Source organism: Streptomyces sp. NPDC037126 (genome assembly GCF_055605965.1).
The window spans coordinates 700841-719963 of sequence record NZ_JBVJTD010000002.1 but is presented as its reverse complement, the minus strand read 5'-3'; the positions used below and the strand labels follow the sequence as shown (position 1 = coordinate 719963).

Here is a 19123-nt window from a genome sequence, read left to right as displayed (position 1 = left end):
CCACTTGTAGCGGGGGTGGTCCGAGCCGATCAGCCCGCGACGGCGCCCCGTCCGGCCGGCGGCACCGGGTATGTGGCCGGTCTCCCTGGTCGTCATTCATCGCTCCCGTTGTCTCGCCGTCCGGGCGGGGAAGCCGGCCGTGGGCCGTCTCCGAGCATGCGCTGGACGAGCGGGGCGACGACGCGCATCGCCGCGCCCAGTGCCCGACGGTCCTCGTCCGGCAGTGCGGCCACCAACTCGGCCAGACCGGCGTCCCGCGCCTGCCGGCGCTCGGCGAGCACCTCTCGCCCGGTGTCGCTGATCGCGACGAGGGTCACTCGCCCGTCGACCTCGTCTCCGACGCGCAGGGCCAGGCCCTGGCGCTCCAGCCGCTGCACCAACTGGGTCATCGACGGCTGGGTCACGCCCTCCGCCGCCGCCAGGAGAGTGAGCCGGAGAGGGCCCTCGCGTTCGAGCCGGGCCAGGGTGGAGGCGGCCGTGAAGCTCATGCCGCGGCGATCCGCCACGACCCTGATCACGGACGAGGCGGTCTCCGCCAGCGCCCGCGCGGTCTGCCGGGCGTCCGAGTCCTCGGAGAAGTGATCCACACTCTTTAAGTATCACTCTCCTATATAGGTACCCTATGAAAATCTTCGTATAGAGATTCCGCGGCGGTCAGGAGGCGAGGCGCCGGCGGACGTGGGTGCCGGTGACCTTGGTGATCTCGTGCCAGAACGGCGCCGCGGTCAGGTAGAGCCCCAGCGCGCTCAGGATGCCCAGGGACACGTCCACGCTGATGCGTCCCTCCTTGGCCCAGTAGACGTCCTTCAGGTCCAGGAGCAGGGCGAACTCGTCGGCGATCAGCGCCGAGCCCGCGCCGTACAGGGCGCCGACCCCGGGATGCCCGACGTAGACCTGGTCGCCGCGCACCGCCACGAGGCCGACGCCCGCCAGGGTGGCGATGCCGATGTTGTAGTGGTGCAGGTGGGTGCTGCCGGCGGTGATGTTGCCCCAGGGCAGCCAGCCGCCCCGGATGCCGTGCGTGATCAGCCGCGCCGCGCCGAAGGTGCAGCCGAAGCCGAGCCAGGCCGCCATGAGCGAGCGCTGGGTGGGGCCGGTGTGATCGTCGAGCACCTGGCGCCACCGCTGTCGCAACGGGGGGTGCCGGTCGCCGCCGGACGGGTGCGGGGCGGGGGCAGCGAGCATCCTCACTCCTGATCGTCGCCTGTCAGCAGAGCGGGTCGGCGGTTCTGGCGGGCCTCGCTCAGCGCCTGCCGATCGCCTGCGGGTAGTCGAAGAAGCCCGTCGGGTCGTACTTCCGCTTCACCTCGACCAGACGGGGGTAGTTCGAGCCGTAGTAGGCCCGCTGCCAGTTCTTCAGGGTCGGGTCCGGGAAGTTCTGGTACGCGTGTTCGGGCATCCTGCCGGCGAAGATGTCGTCGTAGAACTCCTTGAGCCAGTGCAGGTTGGCGTCGGCGACGCTGGGGCGGTCGTAGTCCGCCCACGAGGTCTCGGCGGCGAAGACGAAGAGGTCGTTCCGGTGGACGAACGCGGTCGCGTTCGCCGGCACCCGGTTGATCTCGCCGCCGAGGGCGAACATCGCGAACCCGGCCCCGTCCTCGTTGCCGCTGCCGGGCCACTCCAGCAGGCGCTCGGCGGCCGCGCCGACCTGCTGCTCGGTCAGGAGCGTGCGGGAGTCCAGCATCGCCGACTTGGTGGCGAAGCGGTCGATCGGCGTGGTGGCGCTCAGCAGTTCGCTCGCCTCACCGGGGGTGACCTGACGGACGGACGCGCTGTTGCGGGCGCGTTCCTCGGCCGTGCCGATCCCCAGCAGCGGTTCGAGGATGGCACGCAGCTCCTGGACGGTGCCGTAGAACTGGCCGATGGCGTTGACGTTGGCGTTCGCGTGGATCTGCGTCCTGGTCGTCCCGCTGGTCCCGATGCCCAGACGCAGGTGGAACCGCTTGTCGCCCGCCTCGTCCTGGGCGATGTGCTGCGCGACGGCGACCGCCGGCAGTACGGAGTCCAGGCTCCAGCGGAACTGGTAGAACCCCACGGTTCCCTGGAACTGCTCGTACTGGAAGGTGAACGAGGTGTTGACGCCGAAGTTGTTGCCGGCTCCGCCGCGGCAGCCCCAGTACAGGTCGGGGTGCGCGTCCTTGCCGGCCTTGACCACGCGTCCGTCGGCGAGCACGACGGTCGTGGAGACGAGCCGGTCGCAGGTCAGGCCGAACATCTTGTCGCTGAAGCCGATGCCCCCGCCCAGCACCAGCCCCGCGACCCCGACGCTGGGGCAACGACCGGTCGGCACGAACATGCCGTGGTTCTCCAGCAGCGGATGCAGGTCGCCGTTGGTGACGCCGGCCCCGACGGTGACGGTGCCGGCGTCGTGTACGACCTTCATCGGCCCGTAGACCCGGGAACGGGCGCCCGGGTTCGGCGTGGAGACGATGCTCTTCATGCGGGCCATGTTCAGCAGCAGGCCCGTGGTGGTGGAATAGCCCGCGTAGTTGTGTCCGAGGCCGGTGCGCGGCACGGCGGGCAGCCCCACCTCACGAGCCCAGCGGACGCATGCGGACACGTCCCCGGTGGTCGCGCAGGCGACGATGCCGGCGGGCCGGATCGCGTCGTACCTGTGGTTGAACGGCAGGGCCAGCGACGGGTACCCGGAGTCGTACGGCCGGTACAGGGTGGCCCCGGGGGACAGCGCGTTGGCCAGCCGCCTCCAGTCCCGGTCGCCGACCGGCCTCGCCGTCTCGGGCACCGCAGCCGCACTCTCCGGCACCTGGAGCGCCAGCGCCCCGGCAGCGGTACCCAACACGCCTGCCCGCAGCACGTCCCGCCTGTCGATCACAGTGACCTACCCTCACGCAGCGCTCGCAGGCTCACCTGCGATCCTGTCGACCAGTTCGCTGATCGTCGGCCGCTGCCGCCCCCGCCGCCGTCCCACCCGCCAGGCCCGCCACCCGAAAGGGCGAGTGACGCACCGCCAAACAGCGCAGACACGGCGGGGAGGGGGTGAGGACCTGGGCCTTGCGGTTGCGGTCCTCGCCACCTCGTCGTAGCCGGGTGCCCGCGTGTCAGCTGTTGCTGGACGGGCCGAAGAACTCGATCTCGGCGATGGCGACCTGCTTCTTCTCGGCGGTGAAGTAGGCGGACTCCAGGGTGAAGCGAACGCTGGTCACCGCGCCGACGCGGAAGGGGACGCGCTGGCCGCCGGCGCTCTGGTCGAGGGTGAGTTCGCGCGTGGAGATCTTGCCCTTGTCGTCGGTGACGGTGGCCTTGAGCCGGTGCGGCAGCGCCTCCTTCTGGAGCTGGTCGGCGTGGGTGGAGACGCCCGGGGTGATGATCAGGTCCAGCAGCCGGGTCGGCTGGTCGAACCTGGCCTCGATCCACTGGCCCTCGCCGGACCCCGAGACACCCGGCCCCCACCAGGTGTTGTTCCACTTGTCGAAGGCCAGTTTGGCCGGGTGGCCCGCGTAGGAGCGGGACGCTGCGACACGGTCCGGGGCGACCGAGGCGCGCTTGGCGAAGTGGTCCTTGGCCGCGTCGACGGCCGTGGGGATGTTGAACGCCAGGACGACCAGGAGGACCAGCACGACCGCGGCGCCCAGCCAGCCCAGGACGCGGTCGAAGGCGCGGCGCAGTCGGGGCCGCTCCCCGGCCCAGGGCGTCTCCCGGTTGCGGAAGTCCAGCATCCGACGCCACCACGGGCGCCGCACACCGGCCTGCTCCTCCCTGGTCATCGGCATCGCGCAGCGGGCACAGAAGTGCCGGTCCGGCCGGTTGGGCGTGGCGCACCAGGGGCACGGCGTCCCGCCGCCGGCGCCGAGTTCCTCACCGGGCGCGCGCACCACCTGCGGCCGCTGCGGCGCCGGCCGCCCGGGGAGCACCGGTGCGACGGAGGGTTCCGCGGCCGGCCGCTGCTCGGGATCGTTCACGGGGACGAGGAGTTGCCGGGCGCGGTGGTTCATGGTGTCGCCGAGGGCGGGCGGGGCGCCGGGTGCGCCGTGCGCCGCGGGCAGGGGCTCGGTGGGGGCCGTACCGTCGGTCCGGTGCGCCGCGTCGGCCCCGTGCGCCGCGTCGTGGGTTCCGTAGGTTCCGTGCGTCTCGCCGCCGGGGGCCGGGGCGGCGGTCGTCGCGGGGGCGTCCGTACCGCCGCCGGCCGCCTGCGCGTTCCGGTCGCCGGCGCGTCCGTGGCCGCCGGCCGCCGGTGCCGGACCCTGGGCCTGCGCGCCGGGCAGATCCCACGGCGCACGCGCGCCACCGACCTGACCCGAGGCGTCCCGGCCCGGGCCGCCGGCGCCGGGCGCCGTGGCGCCACCGTCCACGACACCGCCGGTCCCCGTCGCGGGCCGTCCCGTACCGGGTTCACCCGTGGTGTTCGTCGCGACCGTCGCGGGCCGACCGCCAGCGGGTCCGTCCGGGTTCGTCCGGGGCGGCGTCGGCCGTCCCGTGCCGGGTCCGTCCGTGTTGTTCGCCGCGGCCCTCGCCGGTCGTCCCGTGTCCGTGCTCACGGCCGTGCCCGCGCCCGGGGGCGCGTCGTCGCCCGTGCGGCCGGAGGAGGCCGACTCCGATGCGGCGCGCTCCGGCGTCCTGCGCGGGGCCGCCCGGTCCGTCCAGCTCAGCACGGCACCGCAGGCGTCGCAGAACGACTGGCCCGGTTCCGCGCGGGTGCCGCATTCGGCGCAGTTCTGGGTGGTCGTCATGGTTCCGGGGTCCTTTCGAGCGGAGCGGTCGCGGCGGTCACCTGGACCGTGTAGGGCATGTGGGCGGGCCGGGCGGCGGCCACGAGGGCGGCGAGGCGGTGCTCGTCCACCGGGGTCGGGTGGGGCAGGCGCAGACGGACGTGGAGCCGCGGGCGGCGTTCGCCGGGCACCGGGCCCAGCGGCCGTGCGCTCCAGTCGGCGGCGCCGCTCTCGGTGATCTCCGGTTCGACGCCGAACGCGAGCCGCACCGCCTCCGCCAGCCCCCGCCGGGTGCCGCGGATCCGGTGCAGGTGGGCGGCCGCGGCCACGGCCGCCCGCAGCCGCGCCGCCGGTTCGGTGCCGTCGGTCTCGGCGCCGACCCAGGTGCCGAGCCACTGCGTGAAGTCCAGCGGCGCGAGGGACGGCCGGTAGTAGGTGTCCATGCAGTCGAGCACGTTCAGGACGGGCGCCAGCACCTCGTCGAGCCCGGCGACGAACCGCTGCGCGAGATCGTCGTCGGCGAACACCGCGGGCAGCATCATGCCGATCGGCGCGGAGGAGCCGAGACCGTCGATCGAGCCTCTCAACGGGCCCTCCCCTCAGAGCGGTTCACGACGCGTCTCCGATCACGCGCACCCGGTGGTCGAAGGAGAACACCAGCGACGGCGCGTCCAGGTCGATGCGGTCGGTCGCGTCGCCCCGCTTGCCGGTCAGCGGGTCGGCCGGATGCAGCACGACCTGGTCGACCAGCTCCACCCCCGGCACCCGCTGGAGCACCGCGAACACCTCGCCCGCCTGCACCGGGCGCCCGAACGGCCACCCTTTGCCGTCCGCCCCGCCGGTGAGCGGGTCGATGTGGCGGTAGAGGGCGTCGTGGGCCTCGCGGCGCACACGGTCGGCGTCGACACCGCGGAAGGCGTGCACCGTGGCGACCACCGTGACGCCCTGGTAGAAGGGCGGCCCCACCGCCAACCTGGTGCCGATCAGGCGCCGTTCGTCCAGATGACGGGTGATGCGGGCCAACAGCGAGTCACCGGGCACGAGTTGCTCGAAGCGCAGCCGGCCGCCGGAGTCCGGCACCGCCTGCGGTACCACCAGCACCCGTACCGCATAGGCCCCGTGCTCGCCCTCGGCGCCCTCCAGGCAGGTGATCCGGGCGGTCTCGGGGGCGGCCCTGCGCGCCAGTTCCTCGTAGTCCCGCAGGGTCACCGCGCGCTCCTGCGCACGCAGCGTGATCGGCGCGCGCACCTTCGCCTCCGTCACCGTCTCGCCGTCCACACCGCCGCGCGCGGCCTCGCGGTTGACGACCTCGGAGACGTACGGGATGGAGGTGCGCAGCATCTGCACGGCTCCGCGGGCCACGTTCCCGGCCCGGCCGCCGCCGGTGCGGTAGCGGCGAGCGCGGACGACGGAGCCCTTGGCGGCCACCGCGCCGTACTGGCGCAGGGAGCCGTCGGGTTCGCGGACCGCGGGGCCGAAGGCGACCTCGCCGGTCGTCGCGTCCAGCGTGATGTGCCGGTCGTACGGCCCGGAGGCGGCGAAGTGCGGGACGACCCGCCAGTCCACCCAGCCCTCGTGCTCGGCGGTCTGCAGCAGCAGCGGCGGGTCGTCGCCGACGACGGGCGCGTGCGCCAGCCTGAGCCGCTGGCCCGGCAGCCCGGTGGACTCGCCGAGCGCCTCGTCGTACACCGTCTCCGCGTGCACGGCGGACGTCGTGCCGCCCATGGTGAAGGCCTCGGCGGCGCGGACCGTGGGGGAGGTGGTGTAGAAGGGCTGCCGGGCGAGGGGTTCGGTGACCCGGCAGCGCAGCCAGCCGGCCTCCTGGCCGCCGTTGCGCGACAGCAGGTGCCCGCCGGGGACGTGCAGGACGACCTCGCCGGGCCGGTTCAGGCCGCCGGTGCCGTCCCTGTCGACCTCGCAGGGCCGCCAGCCGTCCGCGGTCCACGCCTCCCACACCAGCGGCGGTTGGCGGGGGTCGACACCGACGCCGTCCACCCTGCTGTCCAGGTCGAGGACGACCGCGCAGTGCGGGACGGCCGCGGACAGGCCCACCAGCATGCAGTCACCGGGGTTCGGGGCCTCCGCGAAGCACAGCAGGTCCTTCGCCTCGGCCAGGTCGGCGGTCAGGTCGGCGGCCGGCTCGCCCCGCTGCTGCCTCATCAGGAACCGCAGCTCGCACGATACGACCGCCAACTCGCGCTCGGTGGCGAAGACCACCGCCTCCTGGCTCTCGGTGCGCAGTGTGGCGACCTCGGTGCCGACCGGCACCGACACGACGCCGTCCTGCGGTGCCGACAGCCAGAACGTCACGTCCGTGCGGGCCGCCGCCGGCGGGAAGAGAGTGATGCCGACCAGGTCGAGGAAGGCCAGGTGGTTCCTCTCCGGCACGCGGTTGAGCCGGTAGACGATCTGGTCGGCCATGTGCGCGACCGTCTCGACGAGGGTGACGCCCGGGTCGGAGACGTTGTGGTCCGTCCACTCCGGGGCGCGCTGCTGGATGTAGCGCTTGGCGTCGTCGACGAACTGCTGGAAGCGGCGGTCGTCGAGGTTGGGGGAGGGCAGAGCCATCAGCGGTCGCTTTCGGGGGAGTTGCCGGGGCCGTCGCCGAACGGACCGCCGCCGGCGCCGTCCTCCTCGTGGGAGGGGATGACGTAGAACGGGAAGACGAGACTGCGCGGGTTGCTGGTGCCGCGGATTCGGTAGCGGACGTCGATGTAGAGCACGCTGCGGTCGGTGCCCGCGGTGACCTCCACGTCGGTGACCTCGATGCGCGGCTCCCAGCGGTCCAGGCTCGCGTGCACCTCGTACTGGATGCGGCCCGCGGTCTGCTCGTTGACGGGGGCGAACACCAGGTCGTGGATGGCGCAGCCGTACTCGGGCCGCATGGGCCGCTCGCCCGGCGCGGTCGACAGCACGAGCCTGATCGCCTCCTCGATCTCCCGCTCGCCGCTGACCAGGGCGATGCCCCCGGTCGGCCCGATGCGCAGCGGGAACGACCAGCCGGAGCCGACGAACTGTTCGGCCATCAGATCCACATCCACCTTCGACAGACACGGTCACGGACACTGCGGTCGCCGCCCCTCACGGGATCGGCGCGATCACGGGGATGGTGCTGACGAGGAACGCCTCGGTCCCGACCAGCGTGGACGCGGCCTTGATCGTGGTGTTGGCGATCGAGCTGATCTGCACCGAGCCCTCGCCGCTGAGAGAGGCGAGGCCCACGGCGTTCATGGCCAGCGCGCCCAGCGCGCTCAGCGAGATCTCGCCCGCCGCCTTCACGTTGACCATTCCGGCGCCCTCGATGCTGACGGAGCCGCCGCTCTTGATGGTCAGATTGCGCCGGGCGCTCAGCGTGAGGTCGGTGCCGGCCTGGACGGTCACGGAACGGTTGCCCTTGATCGTGACCGAGCCGCTGCTGTCCACGGTGATCTCGGTCTTCGTCCGGTCCATGTTGATGACCAGCCTGTCGTCGCCGGTGGACAGCCGGACACCCCTCTTGCGGGTGCCGTTCGTCTGGCTGAGCAGGTCCAGCCGGTTGGCGTCCCGGTCGGAGATGGTGTGCCGGACGGCCCGCTTCTTCGTCGCGTCGTGCAGCGGTTCGGGCACCTCGGTGGGCCGGTCCTTGCCGTTGTAGAGGCCGCCGACGACGAACGGGTGGTCGAGGGCGCCCCGGTCGAAGGCGACGAGCACCTCGTCGTCCACGTCGAAGGGGAACACCCCGCCGCCGCGTTGGCCGCCCATCTGCACCGTCCGCGTCCAGTCGCTGACGTAGGTGTCGTCCAGCCACGGGAACCGCAGCTTGACCCGGCCCTGCTTGAGCGGGTCGTTCACGTCCGTGACCAGCGCGTTGGCCACGCTCGGCAGCCTGGAGCCGGTGCCGGCACCGGAGCCCGTGCCGCCCCCGCCGGAGGAGAGCCCGAACAGCGAACGCCACTGCCGTCCGCTGACGGTCACCAAGGCCTCGTAGTGCCTGCCGTCGCCGAAGGAGTGCCGTACGGACGTGACCGTGTACTTGCCCTCGAAGGGCGCGCCGGTGTCCGAGAGCGCCACCGGCACGCCGGGCCGCAGCTTCGGGTTCCCCCACGCCACGACCTCGACCTCCGCGAAGGAGCCGGTGACGTCGTCGGCGAGGGCGTCGGAGGCGAACTTCACCTCGGTCGACCTGTCGTAGGGGATCGACGTCTCCACCAGCCTGCCCGGCTTGAAGGCCGCGGCGGCCCGGCCGGGCGTGCTGCCGATGTCGAAGCCCGGGTTGGCGGTGGCGGGCGAGACCGAGCTGAGCTCCTTCTTCTGCATGACGTCCCAGCCACGCGCCTCCACCTCGCCCACCTGGTCGGCGGCGGACACCGCGGCCCGCAGCCGCAGGATGTCGTGCCCCGCCTGGAGGACCAGCGGGCTCTTGTCGCCGTCGGTCCGCGGCGAGGGCGCCCCCGAGGCGGGCTTCGGCTCGACGAACCGGAACAAGCCCTTGGCGTCGATGGACATGACCATCTCGTTCTCGTCGGCGAGCCGCGCGAGGAACTCCCAGTCGGTGACGTTGGACTGGCTGATGAAGTCGTACACGGTCTTCGTCGGCTGGATCCGGCCGATCGGAACCCCGTCCAGCGCGGCCAGCCCAGCGGCGATGTCGGAGGCGGACTGGTTCGTGTACGCGGCCACCCGGCGCCGGCGCATCAGCCGGTGCCCGAAGTCGTAGCCCCGGACGACCGTGAACGTGCCCGTGCCGTCGTAGTCGGCCTCGAAACCGGTGATCTCGCCGGTCAGCAGCGTGTCCCCGGCGCCCTGTCCGTCGGCCACGGTGGCGATGGTGACCGGGGTGCCGAAGGTGGCGCCCAGCCGGCTGATCATGATCCGGTACGGGTCCCGGAACGTCAGCTGGAAGGCGGCGGGGACGCCGGCGCCCTGGTCGACCCAGCCGTCGACGAGCGCGTGCACCGCGTCGGCGGGCAGCTTCCCGCCGCCGATGCGGACCTGCATGACGGCGGACGTCGCCTGACGGACCATCAGCGCAGCACCTCCTCGGCCGCGGGCAGCAGCAGTTCGGTGCCCGAGGGCAGCCGGGCCGGGTCGTCGATGTCGTTGGCCTCCGCGATGGCCCGCCACGCGGTCGCGTCGCCGTACTCCCGCCAGGCCAGCGACTGCAGGGAGTCCCCGGCGACGACCCGGTGCACGCGCTGCGCGTTCAGCGCGCCCGAGGTCGGGTTCTGGTTCCTGGTCCGGCTCGGTATCTCGTTGAGCTGCAGCCGGCAGCTGGCCCGGATGGGCACACCGCTCGTCCCGAACAGGAGGTACGACGTGGACATGGAGGACACGTACGCCGTGAAGCGCGCGGTGGAGAACGAACCCCACTGGAGGACCACCCACGGCGGCGACGGCTTGTTCGCGTCGATGGACGCCTCCGTCACCTCCAGGCACTCGAGCAGCGACTCGACGTTCTTCAGCACGGTGTTCTCGGTCGGCCGGTCGGAGGAGTCCAGGAAGATCTCCAGACTCATCTCCATCGGCTCCACACCCATGAACTGCGGTGTGGCACCATCCCGTTCGAGCTGGACGGGGGTGACCTTCCACTGGGCGCGGCGGCTCATCTCCACCTGCGACGGGTTGAAGTCGAAGTCGAACGTCCTGATGAGGCCGCCGGGGGTGGTGCCGCCACCGAGCGGGGGTTGGTGGATCGCCAGACTGGCACGCACGAGGCTGCTGCCGGCGCCCTTGCTGGTGGGCATGTCGTGGGGTTCTCCTTGTCCGGTCAGTCCGTGAAGCCGTGGTGGGTGATCTCCAGGACCTCGGTGGCGACGGCCGGGCTGGCCGGGTCGAGGGAGGGGCCCTGCCAGCTGACCGGCAGCACGTCGATCAGCCCCCAGCTGGCCACCTCGGACCCGTCCGCCCGCAGCGCCCTGATCTGCGCGGTGGGCCGCTTGATCCCCGTCTGCACGGAGGAGATCCACTTGGCGACCTTGGTGGTGTCCGGGGTGAGCGGCCGGGTCAGCCGGATCGTGGAGAACGTGACGCGCGTCGGCAGCTGCCACACGAACCCGTTGTTCCCGCCCTCCTGGCGGTGCTCGATCTCCACCTGCGACGACAGCCCCTCGCAGCCGTTGAAGTAGCCGAGGCTCTCGCCGTCGATGCTGAGGGTGAACCAGATGGTGGAGCCCGGATCCTTTTGGACCATCAGAGGCGGGGCCTTTCTCGAACGTCGTCTTCGGTGAGCTGTCTTCTCGCCCGGTGTCCCGGCCGTCAGTGCCTGGGATCGCGGAGTCTGCCGATCCGCTCGCGGTCCAGGCGCAGTTCGGCACGGATCAGGCGGGTGATGCGCCCGATGATCCGGTGCACCAGCTCGTCGAGCTGGAAGTCGGTGAGCGCCCTGGGGTCGAACCCGTTCCCCTGGACCGCCGAGTACTCGGGCGGCGCGCCGCCGAGGGGGCTCGGGGAGTACGGGGGCGGGGCGCCGCCGGCCTGGATCGCCGAGTAGGGGGGCGGGGCGCCGCCCGCGGGGTTCGGCGAGTAGGGGGGCGGCGCATCGTGGGCCGCGGTGACGGCCGGCGTGCCGCCGGAGGCGGCGGTGGTCTCGCTCCGGCCGGGACGCATCCGGCCCAGGGTCGACGCGACCGTGGCGGCGGCCGACGCGGCGAGCGCACCGGTGGCCCGGAAGGCTGCGGGGGTGCGCTGGACGACCGGGAGCGACGGTGCGGGCGGGGCGTCCGTCCGGGGCGGGGCCAGTCGTGCCAGGGCGAGCGGGGAGCCGACGGCGGCCGGGGCGGAGCGGTCCAACGGGACCGCCTCGGCACGGGCCGACGAGACAGCCGCTGGGCGAGCGGCGGCCGGGGGCGTGGCGCGCTGCACCGGGAGGGGCGGTACGGGAGTGGTCGCCGGGGGTGTGCTCTGCGCCGGGAAGGGCGGTGCAGGGGATGACGAAGGGTGTGCCGGGGGCGCGGGCGGCGGGACGGGGAGCGACGAGTAGGAGGACGGCGGCTCGGCCGGCGGGGTGGGCGGGGGAGCGGCCGCTGGGGACTTCGGCCCGGCGTGGCGCTGGATCGTGGGAGTGGAGGGACCGCTCCCCAGGGGCACGGAGTCCGCCGGTACGGCGGCGAGAGGAGCGGCGAGGGGGGAGGTGCGCCGGGGCGTATCGGGCCTGTTCGGGGCCGGGGGACGCGTCTCGCCCCCGCGCGCGCCTGACGCGGGGGCGGCGGTCGGCCGGCCGGTGTCCGTGCCGGGACCCGGCGCCGGAGGCCCGGCGGACGGCGACAGGGGCGCGCCGAGACCCAGCCGGTGCGGTGTCGCAGAGGGGGTGCGCTGGACGGAGGGTCCGGTGCTCGTGGCAGGCGCGGGCCTGGTGGGAGCGCCGGTCGCGCGCCGGTCGGGGGGCGCCGGGAAGCCCGAGGGGGGTGGGGTGGTGACGGCCGTGCCGGACGGCTCCGCCGAGGTCGTGGCCGAGGCGGGCGAGCGAGCCGGGTCGTCCGTCCGCGTCGCCGAGGACGGCGCCGCTGCCGCCCGCTGGATGGGCAGCGGGGCACTCGCGGCGTTCGCCGTGGCCGACCGCTGAAGGGACACCGCCGGTTTCGGCGCGGTGGACTCCGGAGCGGGCGTCACGCCGGGTGTATCGGCTCCGTGCCGGGGGGAACCGGCCGCGGACGCACGGGAATCGGAGTTCTGCGGCCCGGATCCCGCGACCTGAGCACGAGGAACCGTGTCCTGCGTGCCGGGGCCGGTGATCGGCGTACGGGGCTCATCACTTCGGACGTGGGACACCGGCGACCCGGGGCCGGCGGGCGTGGCGGCGGTGGTGCTCCCGGTGCCGGGCAGCGCCGCCCGCTGCACCTCCTTGACCGGACGCCGTGCGCCGGACGGAGTCGCGTTGCGCGCAGGCCGACCCGCCGGGACCGCGGGACCCTCGCCGGTGGGCGATGCCGGAGCGGACCCCGAGCCCTGCCCGCCGGGGGATCGGGAACCGGCGCCGGCGGCGGACTCGGACGTGGTTGCGGTCGGGGGCGGCGCGGGTGTGTGTCCGGTGTCGACGGGGGTCGGCAGGGCGCGGGCGGTCTGGATCGGCAACGCCGCAGGGGTGGAGGGCACTTGCTTGGCGCTCGTGGTGGGCCCGGGCGTGGTCGCGGTCGGGGGCGGCGGGGGTGTGTGTCCGGTGTGGTCGGGGGTCGGCAGGGCGGAGGCGGAGGGTGCGTGTCCGGTGCCGGTGGTGGATTCGGGCGTGGACGCGGACGGCGGGGGTGTGTGTCCGGTGTCGACGGGGGTCGGCAGGGCGCGGGCGGTCTGGATCGGCAAGGACGCGGGGGCGGAGGGAGCCTGTCCGGCGCCGGCGGTGGACGCGGGCGCGGTACGGCCGTCGCCTTGGGTGGGCGCCGTACGGTCGGGGCCGGACGCCGATGGGCGCCCGGGGCCGACGGCCGGGCGCTGGAGGGGTGTTTGGCCGGCGATCGTGCCGGTCGACGTCGCCGGTGGTGGTCCGGCGGGCGTGCCCGAGGGGGCGTTGTCCGTCGAGTGATCCGCGGACCGGACGGCGGCGGACTTCCGCTCGCCTCCCGGGCCCGGCGCGGTACGGGGCGTGGCGGCGGCCCGCTGCACCGGGAGGTCGGCGGTTCCCGTCGTACCGGAACCGGGGAGCACGGCGGGGGAGCCGGTCCGCCCGACTCCCGTCGGCCCGGCGCCCGTTGACGACCCGGCCCAGTGGGACCCGGCGTCCGTGCGGCTCGGGGTGTGCGCACCGGAGGCCGTGGTGTCCGCCGGTGCGGCCGGCAGCACCCTGTGACGCGCGGTCGTCGGCGCGGCCGGAGCCCGTGTCAGGGCCGGCGGCCGGGACGTCCCGGCGGTCGCCGCTGTCACCTGGACACCGCGAGCCGGACGCGCGACCGGGACGCCGACTGAGGCGGCCGGCACCCGCTGCACCGCTACGACCGGTGTGATGGGAACACCCGTTCCGCCTGCCGGGGCCATGGACACCGCCCCGGAAGCCGTACCGGCCGCCGCAGAGGCGGTCGTTGAAGTGGCTGCGGAACCGGCGGGCGGCGCCTGCGGAGCCGTCCGGCCCCCGCGGCCACCCCCGCCGATCACCGGCGAGGTCTGCACGACAGGCGCACCCGATCCCCGGTCGGCCGCGGCCGGCGTTCCGGCCCGCCCGCTCGACCGTCCGGAACCGGTCACCGCCGGTCCACCCGGCGCGGACCGGGCCACAGCCGACCCACCTGAAGCGGACCCACCAGACGCGGATCCACCCGCGGCAGATCGAGCCACGGCAGATCCACCCACGGCAGACCCAGCCACCGTGGACGGCCTCGCGCCGGGCCCGTTCGGGGAAACCGACCGCAGCGGCACCACGGGCAGCCGTTGTACCGACGGTGCCTGCGGACCCGTGCTCGGAGCCGTGCCGGGTGCGGGCCCCAACGGCAGTGCGCCGGAGGGACCTTCGAGACCCGTACGGGGAGCCGCCGACGCCGCGAGGGAGCCGCCGAGCATGCCGCCCGCCGTCCCGTCGAGGACCGCGTGCGAACGGGAGCTCACGAACGACGGGTCCTGCCAGGTCGGCAGGCGCCCGGCGAACCCCGCGTCCGCGACGGCCGCTCCACCCGTCGCCGTACGCGGCGCGAGGGCACGCTGGATCGGCGGCAGCCCCGGCCATGCGGCCACCGCGGCCCGCCCCGTATCCGCACCGTTCCCGACGACGGCCGTACCCGCAGCGTCCGCCGGCCCGATCCCGTCCGCCGGCACGGTCGAATCCGTCGAATCCGTCTCGTCCGCCGGCCCCGCGGACGCCGCACGTCCCCGCAACCGATCCAGGAATGCCACGCCTCAGCCCCCCGCTTCCGCCCGCGTCACCATGGACGCGATCTCGTTCGCGTAGCGGCGCCGGTCGTGGTGTTCCAGGTCCAGGATGTCGTCGAGGCTCCAGTGGAAGTGGTAGGCGACGTACGCGATCTCTTCGTGCAGCCGGTCGGTCGCGTACGTCACGATTCCCCCAGGCGGCTCCCGCCGAGTTCCACCTCGAAGGGCTCGGAGCAGTGCGGGCACTGCACCGCGGCGCGGGTGTGGCCCTCCGCGTTGATCTGGCGGTAGAAGTCCTGCAGGAACGCCAGGTCGGAGGCGAACATGTTCTCCACGATCCCGTCGTGGACCATCGGCAGCGTGCCGAGCCGGGAGATCACCCGGCCCAGCAGCACCACCGACAGGTACGCCGGGTTCTCCTGGACGCGCACGTCCCGCAGCGGGATCAGCTCGTCGCGGGCCGTCGAAAGGCGCATGGTGCCGTCCCGGTGGACGGTGCCCTGCTCGTCGACGTACCCGCGCGGCAGCTGGAACGGGAACTCCGTCCGCAACTGCTGTTGCTGGTAGGGCTGCTGGTCCGCGGCGGGGGCGGCGGGGGCCGCCGCCGCGGGCGCCTCCGGTGCGGGCGCCGTGGCGTCCGCACCGGGGAACGTGGTGGCGGCCCCCGCCCTGGCAGCCGAACGACGCATTACTCGATGACCAGTTCTTCGAACACGATGGTCACGGTCTCGGTGAGCGCGGTGGCCTCGCCCGCCTTCACGCTGCTCGCGTCGATCTTGCTGCACCAGGCGTTGCGCAGGTTGTACCGCTTCACCGGGTTGCTCATGTAGTCCATCATGATGATCGTGGCGTTCTTGCGGGCGGTGGACATCTGGCCCGCGATGGACTCGTTGATCCACTGGGTGAACGAGTCGGACTGGGTCATACCGCGGACGACCGTGCAGGACCCGTTCTTCTTCGTACCCGGCAGGTTCTTGACCGAGTTCTGGCCGTTCTGGCTGTTCTGCGTGTACGTGATGACGTCCTGCTCCATCGACAGGCCGCTGACCTCGGCGAGGTACTCGACCATGACACCGTCGATCTGCAGGCCGAAATTGTGCGATGTGAGGCTGTCACCCGGCTGGAGACTCATGGATTCGCTGTCCTTCTAAGGGTGTTGACGGGGTGGTGCCGGAGGAGCTCGGGGCCGGCTGCTATTCCTCCAGCTCCCCGCTGCCGCTGGAGAACTGGGCCAGGCGGAAGATCACGAACTCGGCGGGCTTGACCGGCGCGATGCCGATCTCGCAGATGACCCGGCCGACGTCCACCGACTCCGGCGGGTTGGTCTCCTCGTCGCACTTGACGTAGTACGCGTCCTCCGGCCGCTGCCCGAACAGGGCGCCGCTGCGCCACTCGTTGACCAGGAACGCGGAGATGTTGCGCCGGATGCGGGCCCACAGGTTGTGGTCGTTCGGCTCGAACACCACCCACTGGGTGCCGATGAGGATGGACTCCTCCAGGTAGTTGAAGTACCGGCGGATGTTCAGGTAGCGCCACGCCGGGTCGGAGGACAGCGTCCGCGCGCCCCACACCCGTACGCCGCGGCCCGGGAAGGCGCGGATGCAGTTGACCCCGATGGGGTTGAGCAGGTCCTGCTCACCCCGGGTGACCTGGTACTCCAGGTCCACGGCGCCGCGTACGACCTCGTTGGCGGGCGCCTTGTGCACACCGCGCTCGGAGTCGCTGCGGGCCCAGACGCCGGCGATGTGGCCGGACGGCGGCACCATCCGCGTCTGGCCGGTCCCCGGGTCGAAGGCCTTGATCCAGGGGTAGTACAGGGCTGCGTACTTGGAGTCGTAACCGGCCGTCTCCTGCCGCCACACCCGGATCTGACGGGCGTTCATGCCGGGCGGCGGGTCGATGACGGCGACACGGTCGCCCATCAGCTCGCAGTGCGCGATCAGGCCCAGCTGCACGGCCTTGACGGACTCGAGGTCGATGGCACCGCGCTGGTAGGCGGCCATCAGGTCGGGCACCGCGACCATCGAGACCTCGTCGACGGCCTCCAGACCGCCGAAGCCGGTACGGTCCGCGGAGTCGCCGAGGTACTCGGCCGGCCCGGGGTGGGAACCGGCGTCCGCTACGGGGGGAGCGGACGCCGGGGCAGGGGCGGGGGCCGCGAGGGCCACCGTCTGGTTCTCCGGACGGGCCAGCTGCGCGGCGGGCGCGGCCTCGGTCACGGTGATGAGCCTGGAACGCTCCTTGACCTGGGTGACGACGTAGTTGCGGCCGCCCTTCTTGGCGGTCACGTCGAAGGTTTCGACGGTCTTGCCGCCGTCCTTGACGAGCAGCCTGAAGCGTTCGGCCGGTCCCTCGCCCTCCGGGTCGGCGACCTCGACGGCCAGGTCGCCGGGGGCCACCGCGCTGACACTGAAGGTGCCGAGCTGCCGGGCCTCACCGGCGGGCAGCGCGGCCGGTGTCGCGGGACCGCCCACGGCCGCCGGGGAGGCGGCGTCGGCGCCGGCCCCGTCCGGGGCGCCTCCGACGCGGACGACGTAGGCGGCCGAGCCGCCGTTGTTGAAGAAGCCGTAGACGGAGTGCGCGAGGTAGTACCCGTCGGTGAACTCACCGAACGTCGCGACGTACTGCGTCCAGTTGGTCACCAGGGTCGGTTCGTTCAGCGGTCCGCTCGGCGCAAGTCCGACGAAGGCCGCCACCGAAGTGCCCACTCCCTCGATCGGGCGCGAGCCGCTGGCCACCTCCTCGACATAGACGCCGGGCGACAGGTAGGACGGCATGCCAGGCTCTCCTCGGGGTACGAGACAGGAACGCTTCACACCTTCCCGCCCACAGCGCGCCCGCCGGAACGGCCTTCGGTGCCGTGGCGGGGGCAACCACATGCCCCCGCGGACAGTCCGCTCGGCCCGTCGTCCCCGGCGCCGCGGGTCCTGCCCCTGGTCCTGCCCCTGGTCCTGCCCTTTCGGACATCCCGCCGGCCGCCGGGTTCCGGTAGGGCTGGAGGGTCAGCCGGCCGGAGGCGAAGGGAAGTGCCGTGCGCGCACAGGGGACGAGGGACGAGCGGGACAGCGGACGGGAGGGGCCCCGTCCCGCGGCGGCGCCGAGCACGCCCGCGCAGCGGATCCTGGCACTCCAGCGGGCGGCGGGCAATGCCGCCGTGGCCCGTGCCGTGGCGGAGGACCGGCATGTGCACGATGCGCACTGCGGGCACGGCCCGTCGGTGCAGCGGTCGGCCGTGCACGACGTACTGAGCCTGCCGGGGCAGCCGTTGGCCGAGCCGCTCAGGCAGGAGATGGAGAGCCGGTTCGACGGCGAGGACTTCAGCGGCATCCGGCAGCACACGGACCGGGCGGCGCTGGACTCGGCGGCGCAGATCGGGGCGGCCGCGTACGCCTCGGGCACGCACATCGTCTGGGACGGCCGGGACAAGACCGTGCTCGCCGAGGAGCTGCATCACACCCGCCAGCAGGCGAGGGGTGACGTGCCGGGTACGGACAACGGCTCCGGCCTGCGGATCTCCGACTACGACGACTGGGCGGAGGTCGAGGCGCGGGACGTCGCCCGCAGCGTGATGAGCGGACCGGCGCCGGCCGTGCAGCGGGCCGCGTCGGGGGAGGCCGCCGGTGCCACGGGCCGCGTCGGCGCCGTCGTCCAGCGCGCCCCCGCGACCGGCAGCGGCCGGGTCACCAAGAACAAGGGGCGCGGCAAGGCCAAGGCGAAGGGGCCCTCGCCGGCCGAAGCGGTCAAGGACGCCCTGATCGCGCTGGGCTGGGAACGCCACGGGGCGAACCAGAGCCTCACCCTGCACCTGCCGCAGGCCCCGCAGGAAGGGCAGGAGGGAGCCGTCGTCGACCCCAAGCAGGCGGCGAGGTTCTACGGCGGCTCGGCCAACGTCATGGGCAAGCGCAGCTACGACGGCGACCGCACCAAGCAGGTGCTGCGCTGGATCTCCACGGTCGTCAACCGCTGCCTGATCAAATCCGGTCACAAGCCCACGGAGGTGCAGGCCGGCATGGCCACGATGCGGGAAGAGGAGGAGGAGACGTTCAAGCTGTACGTCTCCAGCAACCACACCCGGGTGAACGCCATCGTGCGCGGCGAGGCGGGTGAGGACGCCGCCGCGACCTATCTGACCGGCCTGCTGGAGAAGATGGTCCCGAACAGCCCGCGCGAGAAGCGGCACGAGAAGAAACTGCGCGCACTGCTCGCGAAGGAGGCCGAGGAGGAGGTGCACCACCAGGACTTCTGGCCCATCGTACGGGCCCTGTCCGGGACGCTGGAGGTGCCGGTCCCGACGACGGAGGGCAAGCACGCCGAGCGCACCATCAAGGATGCCGCCCCCGAGGGCAGCATCGGACACCACGACCTCGCCGGCATCAAACGCCCCTGCGTCAGCTGCTTCCTGGACATCTACCAGGGCTCGGGCCGCCATCCCGGGCCGGCCTGGGCGAGCGCCTCCGCGAACGCCGAGTTCGCGGACTACACGGTCGAGCACGCGACGCAGCTGGCCACCCGCATGCACAACGCGATCATCGCCGCGGGCGGTACCTTCGTCTCCGTCGTCTGCGACGAGAAGCACACCGTCGACTGGGAGGCGGACACCTCCTCCGACTCGTCGGCCCCCTCCAGCGACCACGAGCAGTCGGAACCGATGGACACCACCGTCTGACATCTCGGGCAGCAGGCTGTGC

General features: G+C 73.2%; 17 protein-coding genes. 2 read left to right on the top strand and 15 right to left on the bottom strand.

The window, feature by feature from the left end; translation table 11 throughout:
• Positions 1–92 precede the first annotated feature (92 nt).
• The 11 genes from ACZ7FF_RS08270 to ACZ7FF_RS08220 form a co-directional block, all read right to left on the bottom strand.
• The gene (locus ACZ7FF_RS08270) at positions 93–587 is read right to left on the bottom strand and encodes a MarR family winged helix-turn-helix transcriptional regulator (RefSeq protein ID WP_470810470.1); all 495 of its coding nucleotides are present in this window, start codon (positions 585–587) and stop codon (positions 93–95) included.
• A gap of 67 nt (positions 588–654) precedes the next feature.
• A complete protein-coding gene (locus ACZ7FF_RS08265; protein WP_470810468.1) occupies positions 655–1185 on the bottom strand; it encodes a hypothetical protein in 531 nt (176 codons plus the stop codon).
• Between the two features lie 58 nt (positions 1186–1243).
• The gene (locus ACZ7FF_RS08260; RefSeq protein WP_470810466.1) at positions 1244–2833 is read right to left on the bottom strand and encodes an FAD-binding oxidoreductase; all 1590 of its coding nucleotides are present in this window, start codon (positions 2831–2833) and stop codon (positions 1244–1246) included.
• A 226-nt stretch (positions 2834–3059) separates the two neighbouring features.
• A complete protein-coding gene (locus ACZ7FF_RS08255) occupies positions 3060–4688 on the bottom strand; it encodes an NADase-type glycan-binding domain-containing protein (protein WP_470810464.1) in 1629 nt (542 codons plus the stop codon).
• A complete protein-coding gene (locus tag ACZ7FF_RS08250; RefSeq protein ID WP_470810463.1) occupies positions 4685–5254 on the bottom strand; it encodes a phage tail protein in 570 nt (189 codons plus the stop codon). The genes ACZ7FF_RS08255 and ACZ7FF_RS08250 overlap by 4 nt, the downstream gene beginning before the upstream one ends.
• Before the next feature lie 22 nt (positions 5255–5276).
• Complete coding sequence (locus ACZ7FF_RS08245) at positions 5277–7235, bottom strand: putative baseplate assembly protein (protein ID WP_470810461.1); 1959 nt, start codon at positions 7233–7235, stop codon at positions 5277–5279.
• Complete coding sequence (locus tag ACZ7FF_RS08240) at positions 7235–7693, bottom strand: GPW/gp25 family protein (protein WP_470810459.1); 459 nt, start codon at positions 7691–7693, stop codon at positions 7235–7237. The genes ACZ7FF_RS08245 and ACZ7FF_RS08240 overlap by 1 nt, the downstream gene beginning before the upstream one ends.
• 55 nt (positions 7694–7748) lie before the next feature.
• Positions 7749–9671 (bottom strand): VgrG-related protein, encoded by a 1923-nt coding sequence (locus ACZ7FF_RS08235; RefSeq protein WP_470810458.1) that lies wholly within the window; start codon positions 9669–9671, stop codon positions 7749–7751.
• On the bottom strand, positions 9671–10390 hold the full coding sequence (locus tag ACZ7FF_RS08230) for a CIS tube protein (RefSeq protein ID WP_470810456.1): 720 nt from the start codon (positions 10388–10390) through the stop codon (positions 9671–9673). Before ACZ7FF_RS08230 ends, ACZ7FF_RS08235 begins: the two co-directional genes overlap by 1 nt.
• A 23-nt stretch (positions 10391–10413) precedes the next feature.
• Complete coding sequence (locus ACZ7FF_RS08225) at positions 10414–10836, bottom strand: phage tail protein (RefSeq protein ID WP_470810454.1); 423 nt, start codon at positions 10834–10836, stop codon at positions 10414–10416.
• Positions 10837–10901: 65 nt separating this feature from the next.
• The gene (locus ACZ7FF_RS08220) at positions 10902–11435 is read right to left on the bottom strand and encodes an extensin (RefSeq protein ID WP_470810452.1); all 534 of its coding nucleotides are present in this window, start codon (positions 11433–11435) and stop codon (positions 10902–10904) included.
• A 538-nt stretch (positions 11436–11973) separates the two neighbouring features.
• Between ACZ7FF_RS08220 and ACZ7FF_RS08215 the strand changes: the two genes are divergently transcribed.
• Positions 11974–12207: a hypothetical protein gene (locus ACZ7FF_RS08215; RefSeq protein WP_470810451.1), complete on the top strand. Its 234-nt coding sequence runs from the start codon at positions 11974–11976 to the stop codon at positions 12205–12207.
• A gap of 2255 nt (positions 12208–14462) precedes the next feature.
• Here the strand turns inward: ACZ7FF_RS08215 and ACZ7FF_RS08210 are convergent.
• The 4 genes from ACZ7FF_RS08210 to ACZ7FF_RS08195 form a co-directional block, all read right to left on the bottom strand.
• The gene (locus tag ACZ7FF_RS08210) at positions 14463–14621 is read right to left on the bottom strand and encodes a DUF6760 family protein (protein WP_470810449.1); all 159 of its coding nucleotides are present in this window, start codon (positions 14619–14621) and stop codon (positions 14463–14465) included.
• Positions 14618–15124: a hypothetical protein gene (locus ACZ7FF_RS08205; RefSeq protein WP_470810447.1), complete on the bottom strand. Its 507-nt coding sequence runs from the start codon at positions 15122–15124 to the stop codon at positions 14618–14620. The genes ACZ7FF_RS08210 and ACZ7FF_RS08205 overlap by 4 nt, the downstream gene beginning before the upstream one ends.
• On the bottom strand, positions 15124–15567 hold the full coding sequence (locus ACZ7FF_RS08200; RefSeq protein ID WP_470810446.1) for a phage tail protein: 444 nt from the start codon (positions 15565–15567) through the stop codon (positions 15124–15126). The genes ACZ7FF_RS08205 and ACZ7FF_RS08200 overlap by 1 nt, the downstream gene beginning before the upstream one ends.
• Before the next feature lie 61 nt (positions 15568–15628).
• Entirely contained in the window at positions 15629–17212 is a 1584-nt protein-coding gene (locus ACZ7FF_RS08195; protein ID WP_470810444.1) for a phage tail sheath family protein, read from the bottom strand.
• Positions 17213–17466: 254 nt separating this feature from the next.
• On the opposite strand from ACZ7FF_RS08195, the gene ACZ7FF_RS08190 reads away from it, so the two are divergent.
• Positions 17467–19101, top strand: a complete 1635-nt coding sequence (locus tag ACZ7FF_RS08190; RefSeq protein WP_470810442.1) for an eCIS core domain-containing protein — start codon at positions 17467–17469, stop codon at positions 19099–19101.
• Positions 19102–19123 lie beyond the last annotated feature (22 nt).

What these genes read in the sequence shown, in the direction of transcription:
- ACZ7FF_RS08265 (WP_470810468.1), bottom strand. Translation starts at nt 1,185, where the DNA reads ATGCTCGCTGCCCCCGCCCCGCACCCGTCCGGCGGCGACCGGCACCCC.
- ACZ7FF_RS08255 (WP_470810464.1), bottom strand. Translation starts at nt 4,688, where the DNA reads ATGACGACCACCCAGAACTGCGCCGAATGCGGCACCCGCGCGGAACCG.
- ACZ7FF_RS08245 (WP_470810461.1), bottom strand. Translation starts at nt 7,235, where the DNA reads ATGGCTCTGCCCTCCCCCAACCTCGACGACCGCCGCTTCCAGCAGTTC.
- ACZ7FF_RS08240 (WP_470810459.1), bottom strand. Translation starts at nt 7,693, where the DNA reads ATGGCCGAACAGTTCGTCGGCTCCGGCTGGTCGTTCCCGCTGCGCATC.
- ACZ7FF_RS08235 (WP_470810458.1), bottom strand. Translation starts at nt 9,671, where the DNA reads ATGGTCCGTCAGGCGACGTCCGCCGTCATGCAGGTCCGCATCGGCGGC.
- ACZ7FF_RS08230 (WP_470810456.1), bottom strand. Translation starts at nt 10,390, where the DNA reads ATGCCCACCAGCAAGGGCGCCGGCAGCAGCCTCGTGCGTGCCAGTCTG.
- ACZ7FF_RS08225 (WP_470810454.1), bottom strand. Translation starts at nt 10,836, where the DNA reads ATGGTCCAAAAGGATCCGGGCTCCACCATCTGGTTCACCCTCAGCATC.
- ACZ7FF_RS08205 (WP_470810447.1), bottom strand. Translation starts at nt 15,124, where the DNA reads ATGCGTCGTTCGGCTGCCAGGGCGGGGGCCGCCACCACGTTCCCCGGT.
- ACZ7FF_RS08200 (WP_470810446.1), bottom strand. Translation starts at nt 15,567, where the DNA reads ATGAGTCTCCAGCCGGGTGACAGCCTCACATCGCACAATTTCGGCCTG.
- ACZ7FF_RS08195 (WP_470810444.1), bottom strand. Translation starts at nt 17,212, where the DNA reads ATGCCGTCCTACCTGTCGCCCGGCGTCTATGTCGAGGAGGTGGCCAGC.